The sequence below is a fragment of the Arthrobacter sp. P1_D12 genome (assembly GCF_056406175.1).
Map to the genome: position 1 here is coordinate 13,479 of NZ_JBFUAR010000033.1, position 13,955 is coordinate 27,433.

At 67.1% G+C, this 13,955-nt stretch carries 18 protein-coding genes, 1 other RNA gene and 1 riboswitch; of the genes, 4 read left to right on the forward strand and 15 right to left on the reverse strand.

What is annotated here, in order from left to right; genetic code table 11:
- Positions 1–106: 106 nt before the first annotated feature.
- Both smpB and ssrA read left to right on the forward strand, forming a co-directional pair.
- Positions 107–577 (forward strand): SsrA-binding protein SmpB, encoded by a 471-nt coding sequence (gene smpB / locus AC1DZV_RS20260; RefSeq protein WP_026266743.1) that lies wholly within the window; start codon positions 107–109, stop codon positions 575–577.
- Positions 578–688: 111 nt separating this feature from the next.
- Positions 689–1,057, forward strand: a transfer-messenger RNA (tmRNA) gene (ssrA, locus tag AC1DZV_RS20265).
- 143 nt (positions 1,058–1,200) lie between these two features.
- On the opposite strand, the gene AC1DZV_RS20270 is transcribed toward ssrA, so the two are convergent.
- The 14 genes from AC1DZV_RS20270 to AC1DZV_RS20335 form a co-directional block, all read right to left on the reverse strand.
- Positions 1,201–1,545 (reverse strand): SHOCT domain-containing protein, encoded by a 345-nt coding sequence (locus AC1DZV_RS20270; RefSeq protein WP_243181221.1) that lies wholly within the window; start codon positions 1,543–1,545, stop codon positions 1,201–1,203.
- 33 nt (positions 1,546–1,578) lie between these two features.
- Positions 1,579–2,067: a DUF6325 family protein gene (locus AC1DZV_RS20275; protein ID WP_476954448.1), complete on the reverse strand. Its 489-nt coding sequence runs from the start codon at positions 2,065–2,067 to the stop codon at positions 1,579–1,581.
- 301 nt (positions 2,068–2,368) lie between these two features.
- Complete coding sequence (locus tag AC1DZV_RS20280; protein WP_018775274.1) at positions 2,369–2,503, reverse strand: hypothetical protein; 135 nt, start codon at positions 2,501–2,503, stop codon at positions 2,369–2,371.
- Between the two features lie 47 nt (positions 2,504–2,550).
- Positions 2,551–2,922, reverse strand: a complete 372-nt coding sequence (locus AC1DZV_RS20285; RefSeq protein WP_243181223.1) for a hypothetical protein — start codon at positions 2,920–2,922, stop codon at positions 2,551–2,553.
- Positions 2,923–3,009: 87 nt separating this feature from the next.
- Positions 3,010–3,378 carry a fluoride efflux transporter FluC gene (locus AC1DZV_RS20290; RefSeq protein ID WP_476954463.1) on the reverse strand — a complete coding sequence of 123 codons (369 nt, stop codon included), beginning with the start codon at positions 3,376–3,378 and terminating at the stop codon, positions 3,010–3,012.
- A complete protein-coding gene (locus tag AC1DZV_RS20295; protein WP_476954449.1) occupies positions 3,378–3,827 on the reverse strand; it encodes a fluoride efflux transporter FluC in 450 nt (149 codons plus the stop codon). The genes AC1DZV_RS20290 and AC1DZV_RS20295 overlap by 1 nt, the downstream gene beginning before the upstream one ends.
- Positions 3,828–4,541 (reverse strand): metal-dependent transcriptional regulator, encoded by a 714-nt coding sequence (locus tag AC1DZV_RS20300; RefSeq protein ID WP_476954450.1) that lies wholly within the window; start codon positions 4,539–4,541, stop codon positions 3,828–3,830. It lies immediately after the preceding gene.
- A 16-nt stretch (positions 4,542–4,557) separates the two neighbouring features.
- Complete coding sequence (locus tag AC1DZV_RS20305) at positions 4,558–5,844, reverse strand: Nramp family divalent metal transporter (RefSeq protein ID WP_476954451.1); 1,287 nt, start codon at positions 5,842–5,844, stop codon at positions 4,558–4,560.
- Between the two features lie 167 nt (positions 5,845–6,011).
- The gene (locus AC1DZV_RS20310) at positions 6,012–6,788 is read right to left on the reverse strand and encodes a class I SAM-dependent methyltransferase (protein WP_476954452.1); all 777 of its coding nucleotides are present in this window, start codon (positions 6,786–6,788) and stop codon (positions 6,012–6,014) included.
- Positions 6,789–6,869: 81 nt separating this feature from the next.
- Positions 6,870–8,309 carry an aminotransferase class V-fold PLP-dependent enzyme gene (locus tag AC1DZV_RS20315; RefSeq protein WP_476954453.1) on the reverse strand — a complete coding sequence of 480 codons (1,440 nt, stop codon included), beginning with the start codon at positions 8,307–8,309 and terminating at the stop codon, positions 6,870–6,872.
- Between the two features lie 34 nt (positions 8,310–8,343).
- Positions 8,344–8,457: riboswitch (SAM riboswitch) on the reverse strand.
- 77 nt (positions 8,458–8,534) lie between these two features.
- The gene (hisN, locus tag AC1DZV_RS20320; protein ID WP_028277489.1) at positions 8,535–9,365 is read right to left on the reverse strand and encodes a histidinol-phosphatase; all 831 of its coding nucleotides are present in this window, start codon (positions 9,363–9,365) and stop codon (positions 8,535–8,537) included.
- 76 nt (positions 9,366–9,441) lie between these two features.
- Positions 9,442–10,557, reverse strand: a complete 1,116-nt coding sequence (rsgA, locus tag AC1DZV_RS20325) for a ribosome small subunit-dependent GTPase A (RefSeq protein ID WP_079553032.1) — start codon at positions 10,555–10,557, stop codon at positions 9,442–9,444.
- A complete protein-coding gene (aroA, locus tag AC1DZV_RS20330) occupies positions 10,541–11,953 on the reverse strand; it encodes a 3-phosphoshikimate 1-carboxyvinyltransferase (protein WP_476954454.1) in 1,413 nt (470 codons plus the stop codon). Before aroA ends, rsgA begins: the two co-directional genes overlap by 17 nt.
- Positions 11,954–11,960: 7 nt before the next feature.
- Positions 11,961–12,509, reverse strand: coding sequence for a DoxX family protein (locus tag AC1DZV_RS20335; protein WP_028277492.1), 549 nt, complete (start codon positions 12,507–12,509; stop codon positions 11,961–11,963).
- 248 nt (positions 12,510–12,757) lie between these two features.
- On the opposite strand from AC1DZV_RS20335, the gene AC1DZV_RS20340 reads away from it, so the two are divergent.
- Both AC1DZV_RS20340 and rsrA read left to right on the forward strand, forming a co-directional pair.
- A complete protein-coding gene (locus AC1DZV_RS20340; protein WP_476954455.1) occupies positions 12,758–13,510 on the forward strand; it encodes a sigma-70 family RNA polymerase sigma factor in 753 nt (250 codons plus the stop codon).
- Entirely contained in the window at positions 13,507–13,767 is a 261-nt protein-coding gene (gene rsrA, locus AC1DZV_RS20345; protein WP_018775287.1) for a mycothiol system anti-sigma-R factor, read from the forward strand. Before AC1DZV_RS20340 ends, rsrA begins: the two co-directional genes overlap by 4 nt.
- Before the next feature lie 98 nt (positions 13,768–13,865).
- On the opposite strand, the gene AC1DZV_RS20350 is transcribed toward rsrA, so the two are convergent.
- Positions 13,866–13,940: a 50S ribosomal protein bL37 gene (locus AC1DZV_RS20350; protein ID WP_104061284.1), complete on the reverse strand. Its 75-nt coding sequence runs from the start codon at positions 13,938–13,940 to the stop codon at positions 13,866–13,868.
- Positions 13,941–13,955 lie beyond the last annotated feature (15 nt).

Sequence of the window (13,955 nt, forward strand, 5' to 3'; positions counted from 1 at the left end):
AGGCCATCCGGCGGGCCATCCGCTGAGGCGGGCGCCCTGCCGTAAACTGGAAAGACTCCGCACCACCTGGCCGGAGTGAACCACCAACAAACCGAGGAGTCCTACCGTGCCCAAAGAAAGTGGCCGTAAGGTAGTGGCCACCAACCGCAAGGCCCGGCACGACTACCACGTCCTTGACACCTATGAGGCCGGCATCGCGCTGATGGGCACGGAAGTGAAGTCCCTGCGCGAGGGCCATGCTTCGATGGTGGACGGCTTCTGCACGTTCTACAACGACGAGCTGTGGATGGAGGGCATCCACATCCCCGAGTATCACCAGGGGAGCTGGACGAACCACGCCGCACGCCGCCGCCGCAAGCTGCTGCTGCACCGCGAAGAGCTCACGAAGATCTCGCACAAGATCCGCGAGTCGGGCTTCACGATCGTGCCGCTGCAGCTGTACTTCGTGGACGGCCGTGCGAAGGTCGAAATCGGCGTCGCCCGCGGCAAGAAGGAATATGACAAGCGCCAGACACTGCGCGAACAGCAGGACAAGCGCGAGGCCCAGCGCGTCATGCGCGAACGCAACCGCCGCTAGCGCGCCGCAGGCTGTCACGGTGCCCGGGAATGTTTCCCGGAGGCGGTGCGTTATGATTGGTAGTCCGGGAAGGATTCGAAAGTATCCGGTCCGGGTTTGATAAAAAAATACGGGGATGATCGGTTTCGACGATGTTAGTCGCGACAGGTGAAGCGGGCCGAGGATGCAGAATTATCTCGTAAACGCTGTCTGCAAACCAATAAGTGCCGAATCAAAACGCACTGACTTCGCTCTCGCTGCCTAAGCAGTAAGACAGTCCGTCAGCCCGAGGTTGCTATTGCCCCGGATCCTGGCGTCATTTAGATAGCCACTGCTGTTTACCTCCGTCATCGGGGTAAACGGGACTCTTAGATGACTGGGCCCGGATCAGCCAGCTGTTTGCAGCATGGCTGGGGCCGAGAAATTCCAATGCAAACTGCGCCCGGAGAAGCCCTGACAACACGACATCGGACGGGGGTTCAATTCCCCCCATCTCCACATAGGGGCCCGGCAACGGCGCTCCACCCCGTATTGGGTTCACAAAAGTCCCCGCCGGCTTCTGTCGGCGGGGACTTTTGTGCTTAAAGCCAAAGAGGAGGGAAGCGTCTTCCGACACTCCCCCTCCTCCTTCCAGTTGCTTGGCACTACATGCCGAGGATCTTCGCCTTCTGGACGCCAAACTCTTGTTCCGTGAGAATCCCTTGATCCTTCAGCGCCCCGAGCTGCTTGAGCTGTTCGAGGGCTTCGTTTGAGATGCCGCCGGCAGCCGGGGGAGGGGGTGGTGGCTGCTGGTAGACCGGCTGCTGGTAGGCCTGCGGCGGTGGCTCCTGCTGGGCCATCTGCGAATCGTAGGCCTCCTGCTGCTTGGCCGCCGTCGCGGCGTCCTTCTCGGCAAACTTGTTGGCCTGGCGGCGCTGGACCCGGCCGCTGACTGCACTGGCTGTCCCGGCAACCACCGCCGTCCGCCCTATACCTCTGAGAAGTCCCATAATTTTCTCCTGTCGGATTGCTTCCTGTGTGTCTTACGCGTCGGGTGCCGGCGACACGGCGGTTGCCGTCGTCTCGGCGTCGAGGGCCTCGAGGGCATCGAGTGCTTCCATCACGTCCGGAGCAGGGATCCGAGTGCTCGCGATGAGTTCGCCCCCGCTGTCCCGAACGGCCGCCACGAACGGTGCCGCCCAGATGTTCTCGTAGACGATCAGCGCGGCCACAGTCCCGGGGAGCAGCGCGGCCGAGGCCTCGGCGATGTCGTCATCGCCCAAGAGCCCGGTCCGGGCTCCCTCGAAGTAGGAGAACCCCGCCGCCGGACCGCCTGGGTCGGTGAGTTCGAGCACCTCGACAGATCCGTCGTCATTCTTCATGACGACGAGGAGATCGAAGAGGCGGATCACGCCCTGCTCGACGAGCTTAACGAGTTCCTCACTCGCCTGTCCCGTCAGTCCCGATACGGGGAACTCCAGGAGTACGAAGTCGACCGGCCCGTGGGCCTCAGTCTCCGGTGTGATTGTCACTGGTATTCCTCCGGTCTGTGTCGAGCACGCTGTCTGGCGCACTGGTCTTAGTGTGGGCGGTCCCCGCCGGGCCGTCACCACCCGCGTCGAATGATTCCGATAGGGGCCGCGCCGCTCAACGGTTGGAACTGCCCCGCGGACATGGCCCCGGAATGGGACCTCTCGGTCGGATTCCAAGACCACTAAACCGCCAACGGGAGATTGTCACATCATCCATTTCGGGTGAGCCCCCAGCCCGCAGCGACGTGCCAGGCCAATACGACAAGAGGCCGGAAGCAACGGCTTCCGGCCTCTCGATATTTCAGCGCTTCTTGATGTGTGCCACTGGGTCGGTGTGGGCATCGACGATGTGTTTCGCCTTCTTCTCTGCCCGTTTTTCCTTGATGGTTTTAACCGACTTCTTCGACACGCTCTGGTGCGGCGTCTTGTCAGGCATGGTGCTCTCCCTCACGGCAGGGGCCAGGGGTAGCCCCGTCTTTTAAGCTACGCCTCGGGAACGGCGGCGTCCACGATCCCTGCGAAACGGCTGCCGACGCCGTCGTACACACTGCGCACGAGCCCGGGCCCGAGCACCGGGATCTCGCGTGCCTCGTGGTGCACGCAGCAGACGTACGTGAATTCCGGCCACCATTTTTTGGGCCGGGCCGCTTCGGAGAATCCGCAGACGGCACAGGTGAGCTGGACCCAGACGGGCCGCTTGCCGGTGCGGTTTGCCTTGGACTGGACCAGCCACGCCGGCGGGTTGTCCAGCAGCTCGCCCAGCTCGGCCTCGGACAGCCGGGGCGGGATGCCGTGACGGTGCGCCATTTCCAGGGGAATGTCGAGGATCTGGGCTGCTTCACGTCGGGTAACCATCCTTCAACGATACGGGAACGACGGCGGCCAGAAGCCACCAGGGCGCCCCGGTGTTACCCTCGCCACACCGGCGGCGGCCTGAGGTTTTCAGCCGGCGAGGGCAAGCCCCAGCGCCGCGGCCGCGAGCCCCGCGAGAAGGTTCGCGCCGATGTTGAGCGCCGCCGCCCGGTACCGCTCTTCGCTGACCAGGCGGACCGTCGCGGTGGTCCATGAGCTGAAGGTGGTCAGGCCGCCGGCGAGACCGGTTGCGATCGCTGCGTGCCAGTCGGCGCCCAGCTCCAGGTGGCCGGTCAGGCCGACGGACCAACCGATGATGAAGGATCCGGCGACGTTGACCGTGAGCGTCGCCCAGGGCCAGTGCGGTCGGGAGCCCTGATGGTGCGCAAACCAGGAGTCGACGGCGAACCGCAGGAGTGCTCCCGCCACCCCGCACGCCCCGACCACCAGCGCGGTCATCATTGGGCACCGCCGCGGAGGTCGGCGATCGCCTTGCCGGTTTTCCAGCCGGCCGCGGCGGCCCCGAGGCCCAGGACGAGCGAGAGCCCGAGGTAGGCCAGCCACGTGGCATGGAAGCCGCCGCGGATCTGCTGGTCAATGGCGATCACCAGCGCCGAAAAGGTGGTGAAGGAACCCAGGAGGCCGGGGCCGATGCCGGCCCGCAACCAGAAAGCCGTTTGTGGCCGCGCGATCCAGAGGGTGGTCAGGGTGGCCAGGACGAAACTCCCGGAGACATTGATCGCCAACGTGGTCCACGGCACCGCGCCGGCGCCTTCGGGAAAAATCAGGCCGGCGCCGAAACGCAGCTCGGTTCCGATCAGCCCGCCGACGGCGACGGCGGACCAGGCCTTCCAGCCCGGCACGCCGGGGCGCGGCACGGCCCGGCGCTCGTCCAGCGCACCCTTCACTCAGCTCTCCGTGACGCTGCAGCCGGCGTGCCCGGCATCGCTGTGGACCCAGAGGGCCGAGGCGACCTCGTCGGCGAAATCGAATTCGCGCAGTGCCGCGGCGGAACCGATCCGCACTACCATGGGGCCACCGAAGGGACGCCGGCCTACCACCTCCACTTCGGCGTCGAGGTCGATGTCCTCTGCGGCGAGATAGCGCAGGAGCTCCGGGTTCTCGTCGCTGATCCGGGTGATCCGGCCGGTGTGGCCGTCGTCGAGTTCGCTCAGGCGGTGGGCGGCGGGCATCAGCACCGAGCCGTCGGCGGCCGGGATGGGATCGCCGTGCGGGTCCCGGGTGGGGTTGCCCAGCTTGGCCGCCATGCGTTCAATAAAGGTGTCCGAGACGGCGTGCTCCAGGAGTTCGGCTTCGTCGTGGACCTCGTCCCAGCGGTAGCCCAGCTCGCGGACGAGGAAAGTCTCGATCAGCCGGTGCCGCCGGACCATGGACAGGGCGAGCCGGACTCCGTCGCCGGTGAGCGTGACGGCGCTGTAGGGCTTGTGGTCCACGAGGCCCTGGTCCTTGAGTTTGCGGACCATTTCCGACACCGAGGAGTTGGCGACGCCCAGGCGCTGCGCCAGCTGCGTGGAGGTGATGGGCTTGCGCTGCCACTCGGTGAACGAATAGATGACCTTGACGTAGTCCTCGATCGAGGAGGAGGGCGTACTGGTCTTCACAGACCTAAGCCTACCGTCAGCTGCCTCCGGAGAAAGTGAGCCACAGCAGCACCAGGTTAAGAGCCACGACGAGCACCACGCTGATGATGGCGGCGACTCGGAGGGCCGGGCCGTCGGCAAACCGGCCCATCAGGGCTTTGTTGCTGGTCAGCACCACCAGCGGGACCAGGACAAAGGGAATCCCGAAGCTGAGGACCACCTGGCTCAGGACGAGCGCCCAGGTGGGATCGAAGCCCACCGCCAGCAGCACGACGGCGGGGATAAGGGTCACGACCCGCCGGGCCATGACGGGGATCCGGATCTTGAGCAGGCCCTGCATGATGGTGCCGCCGGCATAGCAGCCCACGGAGGTCGATGCCAGGCCGGAGGCGAGCAGCCCGACCGCGAAGATCACGCCGACGATCGGGCCGAGATTGGCGGTGATGGCGGCGTGCGCGCCCTCGATCGTGTCCGTGCCTTCTTCGCCGCCGAGGGTGGAGGCGGCCAGGAGCAGCATGCCAATGTTGACCAGCCCGGCGATCGCGAGGGCGGCCACGACGTCGAACCGGGTGGCCCGGACCAGGCGCGCGATGGCCGCCGGGGGAACATGCAGGTGTTCGTCCGGCCGGTGCCGGTCCCGGGACAGGGCAGAGTGGACGTAGATGGCGTGCGGCATGACGGTGGCCCCGAGCATGCTGGCGGCCAACAGGACGGTGTCCGGGCCCTGGAAACCGGGCATGAGCCCGGCCAGGGCGGCCCCCGGATCGGGCGGGCTGATGAACAGCCCGGCCAGGAAGCCGACTGTGATGATGCCGAGCAGGAACATGATGATGAATTCGAACGGCCGCTGTTTCTGCCGGGCCTGGACCGCGAGCAGGAGCATGGACACGGCGCCAACAATCATGGCGCCCAGGGGGAGGGGCAGGCCGAAAAGCAGGTACAGGGCGATTGCGCCGCCCACCACCTCCGCGAGATCGGTGGCGGCGGCGACGACTTCGGCCTGCACCCAGAAGGCGCGGCGCCAGAACGGCTTGAGCCGTTCACCAAGGATCTCCGGAAGGCTCTTGCCCGTGACGATCCCGAGCTTGGCGGACTGGTACTGGACGAGGACGGCCATGACGTTGGCGGCCACGAGGACCCACACCAGCAGGTAGCCGTACTGCGCTCCGGCGGTCAGGTTGGCGGCCACGTTTCCGGGGTCCACGTAGGCGATCGACGCCACGAAGGCCGGTCCCAACAGGCCGATCAGCGCCCTCCGGGCACCCGGGTGTTTGTAAGTGGGGGCGTCCTGCGCCGGTTGCCCGTGTCCCGTTAGCTCCAGCACTGCCAGCTCCTGTGATTGGCGCGTCGGCGTTGACGCGATGATCGGCGCCGGCCGGAAAACAGCCGGTGTCAAAGTTTCGTGTGCCTATAAGAAATTATTAGGCATACCGAAACAATAAGCCCGGCGGGCGCTGCGTGCAATCCGGGGGCATCCGGGGTGAGCGTGCATCAGGCCCGGAAGGCCCGCCACGTCTGGGTCAGGTAGGGCAGCCGGAGCACCTCGCCCGGGGTGTGTCCCAGATGCTCGTTCAGGTACCAGGCAAGGTTGGCTGTGACCTTGGTCCGGGTGGAGGCCGATGCCGCGAGATAGTAGCTGCGGGACTTGGCGAGCTCCTGGATGTCCTCCGTCGTGACGGAATCCTCCCAGCGCGTCAGGTGGCTCTCCAGCCCGGTGAACTCGGGGCCCACGGCCGGACGGAAGTGTGGCTTGTGGACGTCCCCGGCGTGCATGATCCGGGAGAGCCGGTGCACCCAGGGCACGCTGGTGTCCAGCTGGTTCCAGATCAGGCCCAGCACGCCGCGCGGCCGCAGGATCCGGGCAATCTCGGCGCTGGCCGGGCCCGGGTCGCACCAGTGCCACGCCTGGGCAACCGTGACCAGGTCAAAGGACTCCGGCTCGAGACCGGTGTCCTCGGCGCTGCCCTCGATGGCGGTGACGTCCGGCAGGGTCCGGCGCAACTGCCCGAGCATGTCGGCAGAGGGGTCCACGGCCACCGTGCCCAGTCCGCGTTCTGCCAAAAGGGAAGTGAACTTCCCGGTGCCCGCGCCAATGTCCGCGGCGTCCCTGGCTCCCGCCGGAACCAGCCAGTCGGCCGACTCCTGCGGATAGCCGGGGCGGACGCGTTCGTAGTGTTCGCCGCCGTCCTGGAAGCTTTGTCCGAGTTCCTGGCGCCGCTCGCTGTGCAGCTTCGGTCCGCTGTGGAGCCTGGGTCCGGCGCTTGCCACGTGCGATCTCCTTCTGGAAGGTCCTGCTGGTTTCAGATACCTTTCGAATTTACCGCACCCGCGCCGGGCCCTGATCCTGCGCTAGTCGAGGGTGCAGGGCGCAGCGCCGGCCGTGCCCGGGGTGTTCGGAGCCCAGTGGGGGTAGCTGCGGGTATCGTTGGCCGGCACCCAGCGGCCGGCGTCCACCACGTAATCCCAACCGAGTCCGTTCTGCCGCAGCTGCTGCAGGCCGGCCAGCAGGCGTTCGGCGTCCTCCAGCCGTGAGCCAAGGCCGAAGCTGGCCCGCAGGGAGCCGGCGGGCAGGCCGAGCCGCTTGAGCAGCGGGTGGGCGCAGAAGCGGCCGTCGCGCAGGCCAATGCCGTGTTCGGCCGACAGGTAGGCGGCCACCAGTCCGGCGTCGTAGCCTTCCACGGAAAAGTTCACGACGCCGATCGTGCCGGTGTCCGGCTGATCGCCTCCAGTGGAAGAAGCGGAGGAAGAATCAGAAACCGAATCGGCAAAGATCCGGTGCACGGTTACCCCTTCGATGCCCTGGAGGCCCTCGACGAGGAAGGACCGGATGGCGTCCTCGTGGGCCTGCCACTGCTCCGGGTCCAGGGCCGCAATGACCTGGGTGGCGCGGGCGAGGGCCGCCGCACCGAGGACGTTCGGCGAGCCGCCCTCGTGCCGGGCAGGTCCCGTGGTCCAGCTGACGGAGTCGAGCCGGGCATCGCGGACCGCGCCGCCGCCGGCCAGGTGCGGGGTGCCGGCGTCGAGCCAGTCCGTCCGCCCCACCAGCACGCCGGCGCCGAACGGGGCGTACAGCTTGTGCCCCGAGAAGGCGAGGTAATCGACGTCGTCCGCGGCGATATTAATCCGCCGGTGCGGGGCGAGCTGCGCGGCGTCGACAACGATCCTGGCGCCGTATTCGTGCGCCAGTGCGGCCAGGGTCCGGATCGGGAGAATCTCCCCGGTGACGTTGGAGGCGCCGGTGACGGCCAGCAGGCTGACGCCGCCGCGGGCGAGTTCGTCGCGCAGGCGGTCCACGGTGGCCGCGAGGGTGGCGGCGGCCACGACGCTGCGGTGCGGGACATTCTGCCAGGGCAGGAGGTTGGCGTGGTGTTCGATGTCGAGGTAGAGGACCTCGCCCGCGGGGCGCCCGTCGCGCAGCGGCAGGCAGCCGGCCAGCAGGTTCAGGGAATCGGTGGTGTTGCGAGTGAAGATCACGGAATCGTCGGGCCGGCCGCCCACGAAGTCCCGCACGATGTCCCGGGCGTTCTCGTAGACGGAGGTGCTGATCTGCGATGCGTAGCCGGCGCCGCGGTGCACGCTCGCGTAGTACGGCAGGATTTCGTTCAGGTAGGCCGAGACCACGGACAGGGCCGGGGCGGAGGCGCCGTAGTCGAGGTTGGCGTAGCGCGCGTGGCCGCCGGTGATCAGCGGGGCCTGGATTTCGGCCCCGGTGACGGCTGCCAGCGGGCGGGCCGCGAGGGCAAGCGGTGCATGGAATTCAGGGGCAACGGGGAAAATGGCAGTTGTCATGGGACCTCACTCGAACAGGACCCCACACCGTGGGAATCCGCGCTTGCCGGGTCCGTTCCGGACCGGCCAGGTCGTCACCCGGGGCACCCCACCGCGACTGGAGGGTTGCCGGCCAGCAAACCGGGGTTTAGCGCTGGCACTCGTGACCTGCATCGAGCGTAGGACATCGGGGCAGCCGGGGAAAAGGCGGCCGCCGATTGTGAAGCGGATTATTACGGGCGCGGCTCAGTTGTTCGGGTGGGCTTGGAAGAGGTCGTCGAGTCCGGGGTTGAGCCGCTTGAGCACTTCCGAGTGCAGGATCGAATTGGTGGCCAGGGCGTTGCCGCCGAAGGGGCCGTCCTCGCCTTCGAGCGAGGTGAAGCGGCCGCCGGCCTCGGTCACGATCGGCACCAGGGCGGCCATGTCGTAGAGATTCAGCTCGGGTTCGCAGGCGATGTCCACGGCGCCCTCGGCCACGAGGCAGTACGACCAGAAGTCACCGTAGGCGCGGGTGCGCCACACTTCCTCGGTCAGGCCCAGGAACTCGTCCAGGTTCCCGCGTTCCTTCCAGCCGCCAAGGCTGGAGTAGGACAGCGAGGCGTCCTCGAGATTGGAGACGTTGGATACCTTCAACCGTGTGGCGGCGGCGAGCGAGCGGCCCGTGTAGGCGCCTGCACCCTTGGCGGCCCACCAGCGCTTGCCCAGTGCCGGCGCGCTGACGACGCCGACCACCGGCTCGCCCTCATCGACGAGGGCGATCAGGGTGGCCCAGACCGGGACGCCGCGGACAAAGTTCTTCGTGCCGTCGATCGGGTCGATGATCCACCGGCGGGAACCGTGGCCCGAGCTGCCAAATTCTTCGCCCAGGACCGCGTCACGCGGACGTGACCGGGAGAGCTGGCCGCGGATGGCCTCTTCCGCGGACTTGTCGGCATCGGTGACGGGTGTGAGGTCGGGCTTCGTCTCGATCCGAAGGTCGAGCGCCTTGAAGCGGCTCATGGTCTGGGAATCGACCGAATCTGCCAGTACATGGGCAAGGCGCAGGTCATCGTTGTAGCTCGAAGCGGGTTGACTCATGGTTCCAAACTACCGTCAAACCGGGCCGCCGGGCGGTAGGCCGCGGCACGGCGCCGCCGCCCCGTTGCTGGTCCGGCTAGGAGACGGTGCCCAGTTCCTTGGTTTCCTGCGCTTCCATCCGCGGGTCAGTGCCCAGCAGCCGGCGCAGGGACGCGAGCCTGGCCGGTCCCGAAGGCCCCGCGTGCCCGGCCGCAACCCACTTGTCGACGCCGCAGTTGACGGCGGTGGAGTCATGCTTGCAGCCGCGTTCGCAATCATCGGTGCCCGGCTCCAGGTCCGGGAAGGAGCGCAGGATCCGGTCCGGGTCCACGTGGGCCAGGCCGAAGGACCGGATGCCGGGGGTGTCGATGATCCAGCTGCCGGCCGGGGCATCGTTGACTTTGAGCGCCAGTGCCGAGGAGGACGTGTGGCGGCCGCGGCCGGTTACCGCGTTCACGCCTCCCGTGGCCCGCTCGGCCCCGGTCAGGGCGTTGACCATAGTGGACTTGCCGACGCCGGAATGGCCCAGCATCACGGTGACCTTGCCGTCGAGGTAGTCGCGCAGCTGGGATACCGCGTCCTTGTCGAGCCGGGCGGAGAGCCCGTCGTCGGAGCGGGCGTCGATGCCGGAAGCGGCGGAGTCCGCGGTCTTGGAGATGATGACGGGGAAGTCGAGGTGCTGGTAGTTGGACAGCAGCTCGGCAGGATCCTTGACGTCGGCCTTGGTGACGAGCAGCAGCGGCTCAATGCCGGCGTCGTACGCGGCCACCAGCGCGCGGTCGATGAAACCGGTCCGCGGCTCGGGGTTGGCGGCGGCGACCACCACCACCAGCTGGTCGGCGTTGGCCACGACGGCACGTTCGATCGGGTCCGTGTCGTCGGCGCTGCGGCGCAGCAGCGTCTTGCGGTCCTGGATCTTGACCAGCCGCGCCAGGGTGTCGGGCTCGCCGGTGACGTCCCCCACGAGGGAGACGAAGTCGCCGGCAACCACCGGGTTGCGGCGCAGTTCCCGGGCCCGGGCCGCGATGATCTTGCGTTCGTCCGCGGTCCCTTCGCCGACGACGGCGGTGTAGCGGCCGCGGTCAACGGTGATGATGCGTCCGGTGACGGCGTCGTCGTAGCTGGGCCGGTCCTTGGTGCGGGGCCGTGTGCCCTTCTTGTTCGGCCGGATCCGGACGTCGGACTCGTCCCAGGAATCAGTGCTGCGTGCCACCGGCGGTGTCCTCATCTGCGGCGGATCCCTGGGCCAGCATCGCTTCCCAGAGTTGCGGGAAATCGGGCATGGTCTTGGCCGTGGTGGCGATGTCCTCGACTTCCACGCCGGCTACGGCAAGGCCGAGGATGGCGCCGGCGGTTGCCATGCGGTGGTCCGCGTAGCTGTGCACCACACCGCCGTGCAGCGCGGCCGGGCGGATGATGAGGCCGTCGGGGGTTTCTTCGGCGTCGCCGCCGAGGCGGTTGATTTCGGCGACGAGGGCGGCGAGCCGGTCCGTTTCATGGCCGCGGAGGTGGGCGATGCCGCCCAGCCGTGAGGGGCCGGTGGCGAGGGCGCACAACGCGGCTACGGTGGGGGCGAGTTCGCTGGTCTCGTCGAAGTCGCCGCCCTTGATCTCCGGCCCTCCGCTGACGGTCAGGGTGCCGCCGTCAACCGTCACCGTGGCGCCCATGGCGGTCAGGATTCCGCGCCAGAGATCACCCACCTGGGTGGTTTCGGCGGGCCAGTTCGGGATCCGCACGGTGCCGCCGGTGGCCAGGGCCGCCGCGAGGAAGGGTCCGGCGTTGGAGAGGTCCTGCTCGATCCGGACGTCGAAGGCGCGGATCGGGCCGGGGGAGACAACCCAGTGGTTCGGCACCGAGTCGTCGACTGCCACGCCCACGCCGCGCAGCACGGCCACGGTCATGTTGATGTGGTCCAGGCTCGGCACGGGCTTGCCGACGTGTTCGCTGCTTTGATGTTCGAGGTGGAGTCCCTCGGTGAAGCGCGCCCCGGCCAGGAGCAGGGCGGAGACGAACTGGGACGAAGCGCTGGCATCAATGACCAGGTGGCCGCCGCGCACCTCGCCCGAGCCGTGCACCGTGAACGGCAACGACGACGCCGGACCGCCGTCGGGTGCGGTGACTGCCACACCCAGGCCAGCGAGGGCCTCGATAATGGTGCCCATGGGGCGTTTGCGGGCGTGCGGGTCGCCGTCGAAACGGGACTCACCGCGGCGCAGCGCGGCCACCGGCGGCACAAAGCGCATGACTGTACCGGCCAGGCCGCAGTCGATCGCCGTGTCCGCCGCCGCGGTGTCCATGCTGATCGGGACGATTTCCAGGTCGGGGCCGAAGGCGCCGTCGCCGGGCACTTCCGTGACGGTGGCCCCCAACTGCCGCAGGGCCTCAATCATCAGCGCGGAATCCCGGGAGTGCAGGGGAGCGCGCAGCCGGGAAGGTCCGTCCGCGAGGGCGGCGAGCACGAGGTACCGGTTGGTCAGTGACTTGGATCCGGGAACGGTGACAGTGGCATCGACCGGCCGTGCTGCGAAGGGGGCGGGCCAGTGCGTACCGGCTGCATGGGCGCCGGCAGGGTGGGACGGGGCAGCTGCAGAGGGGGTGGTGCCAGTCATTACCGTCTTAGGCCCCGGCAGAGTGGTCTACGGCCTTGCGGACGACTTTGTCGGCCTTCTTCAGCTGCTTGTTGGTGGTCTTGCGGGCATCGGCGGCGAGGTGGCCGGCGCTCTTCTTGGCATCGGCGGCCAGGTGCCCGGCGCGCCAGGCCAGGCTGGGCTTGCCGGCGGTATCGACCGCGGCGAGGAGCACGCCGCCGGTGAGGGAGACGTTTTTCAGGAGCTGTTTGCGGCGGGCGTCGCGGGCTTCCTTCGAGGAGATGTCCGCGCTGCGCCATTCGACGTAGCCGTTCAGGAGCGAAATGACGGCGAGCAGGGTGGCCGCCAGCCGGGCGGACTTGCCGAGGGCGAAGCAGACGCCGGCACCGATCTGGGTGCCGCCGATCACGCGTGCCACGACTTTCTCATTTGGCTGGAACGGCAAGGCGTCGGCCGCACGCCGCAACAGGGGGGACAGCTGGGCCGCAGTGTCATCCGCGTTCTTGAGCTTGTCCATGCCGGCGAGGACGAAACTGGAGGCGAGCATGGGCCGGGCGAGAAAGCGGACAAACGACATGAATTTCCTCCTGGATGGACGAACAGCGGCTTCACTGCGGGAGAACCGGTTCTAGTCTTGCACTTTTGCGGAATATTTGCCCGCAGGACGTGGTTGTGAAAGGCAGATCCCAGCAGGCTAACGAAGGCGGAGATTTGACTCTGGTCAAAGACAGGGCGGAACCGGAAGCCGGTTCCGGGCAATCATGGACCCTCGCGCTTCCGTCGGTTCCGGGTGCCCGGCGGAAGGTGACAGTAGACTTGAACGCAATGAGCACCATGGACCCGGCCGTTGCGGCCATGCACGAGGTTGCCGGAAACGACGCCACGCCCACCAAGACACCTGATGCCGGCACGCCCGCCGCTTTGGAGACCGAGGTGGACGGGAAGCCCCTTGATGTCTCCAACGAGTCCGCGGAAGAGCGCCGGGTGCGCTTTGAGCGTGACGCCATGCAGTACGTGGACCAGCTGTATTCGGCGGCCATGAGGATGGCCCGGAACCCCTCCGACGCCGAGGACCTGGTCCAGGAGGCGTATACGAAGGCGTTTTCCGCGTTCCACCAGTACAAGCCCGGAACCAATCTGAAGGCCTGGCTGTACCGCATCCTCACCAACACGTACATCAACCTGTACCGGAAGCGTCAGCGCGAGCCGCTGCAGTCGAATTCGGACACCATCGAGGACTGGCAGCTGGCCCGCGCCGAGTCGCATACGTCCTCGGGACTGCGTTCGGCGGAGGCTGAGGCCCTGGACCACCTGCCCGACTCGGATGTGAAGCGCGCCCTCCAGTCGATTCCGGAGGAATTCCGGCTGGCCGTGTACTTCGCCGACGTCGAGGGTTTCGCGTACAAGGAAATTTCGGACATCATGAACACCCCCATCGGGACCGTCATGTCGCGGCTGCACCGCGGCCGGAAGATGCTGCGGGACATGCTGGCGGACTATGCCGCCGAACGAGGATTCAGGGCCGCCACCGAGTCAAGCGCCGCGGCCGACAGCAACAAACAGGAGAACAGGAAATGAGCGACTGCCAGGGACTGGGCGATTGCGATGACGCCCGGATGCAACGTATCTATGAATATCTGGATGGTGCGCTCACGCGTGCAGACATCGCAGAGATCAAGGACCACCTGGACAGTTGCCCGGAGTGCCTGGAGCAGTACGACCTCGAATGTGTCATCCGCGTGATGGTCAAGCGTTCGTGCACGGAAGCAGCTCCGGAAAACCTCAAGAACTCCATCCTGGACCGGATTCACTCGATCCGGACAGTGGAAGCGTGAGCCGGACCAGGGAAGCCTGAGCCGACATTAAACGAATGACCCCGGATTCCGTGAGGATTCCGGGGTCATTCGTCTAAAGCTGTCATTCCAAGCTTTGCTTAGGCGTTGGGGCGCTTACCGTGGTTCGCGCCGCCACGCTTACGGTCACGACGTTTACGTGCACGTTTGCTCATAGCTGGCCTCCTTAA

Excerpts from the sequence above, each read along its gene's own strand:
- AC1DZV_RS20270 (WP_243181221.1), bottom strand. The coding sequence starts at position 1,545 with ATGGGACTTCTCAGAGGTATAGGGCGGACGGCGGTGGTTGCCGGGACA.
- AC1DZV_RS20290 (WP_476954463.1), bottom strand. The coding sequence starts at position 3,378 with ATGACCGCGCTGGTGGTCGGGGCGTGCGGGGTGGCGGGAGCACTCCTG.
- aroA (WP_476954454.1), bottom strand. The coding sequence starts at position 11,953 with ATGACTGGCACCACCCCCTCTGCAGCTGCCCCGTCCCACCCTGCCGGC.
- AC1DZV_RS20335 (WP_028277492.1), bottom strand. The coding sequence starts at position 12,509 with ATGTCGTTTGTCCGCTTTCTCGCCCGGCCCATGCTCGCCTCCAGTTTC.
- hisN (WP_028277489.1), bottom strand. The coding sequence starts at position 9,365 with ATGAGTCAACCCGCTTCGAGCTACAACGATGACCTGCGCCTTGCCCAT.
- AC1DZV_RS20340 (WP_476954455.1), top strand. The coding sequence starts at position 12,758 with ATGAGCACCATGGACCCGGCCGTTGCGGCCATGCACGAGGTTGCCGGA.
- AC1DZV_RS20280 (WP_018775274.1), bottom strand. The coding sequence starts at position 2,503 with ATGCCTGACAAGACGCCGCACCAGAGCGTGTCGAAGAAGTCGGTTAAA.
- AC1DZV_RS20285 (WP_243181223.1), bottom strand. The coding sequence starts at position 2,922 with ATGGTTACCCGACGTGAAGCAGCCCAGATCCTCGACATTCCCCTGGAA.
- rsrA (WP_018775287.1), top strand. The coding sequence starts at position 13,507 with ATGAGCGACTGCCAGGGACTGGGCGATTGCGATGACGCCCGGATGCAA.
- AC1DZV_RS20315 (WP_476954453.1), bottom strand. The coding sequence starts at position 8,309 with ATGACAACTGCCATTTTCCCCGTTGCCCCTGAATTCCATGCACCGCTT.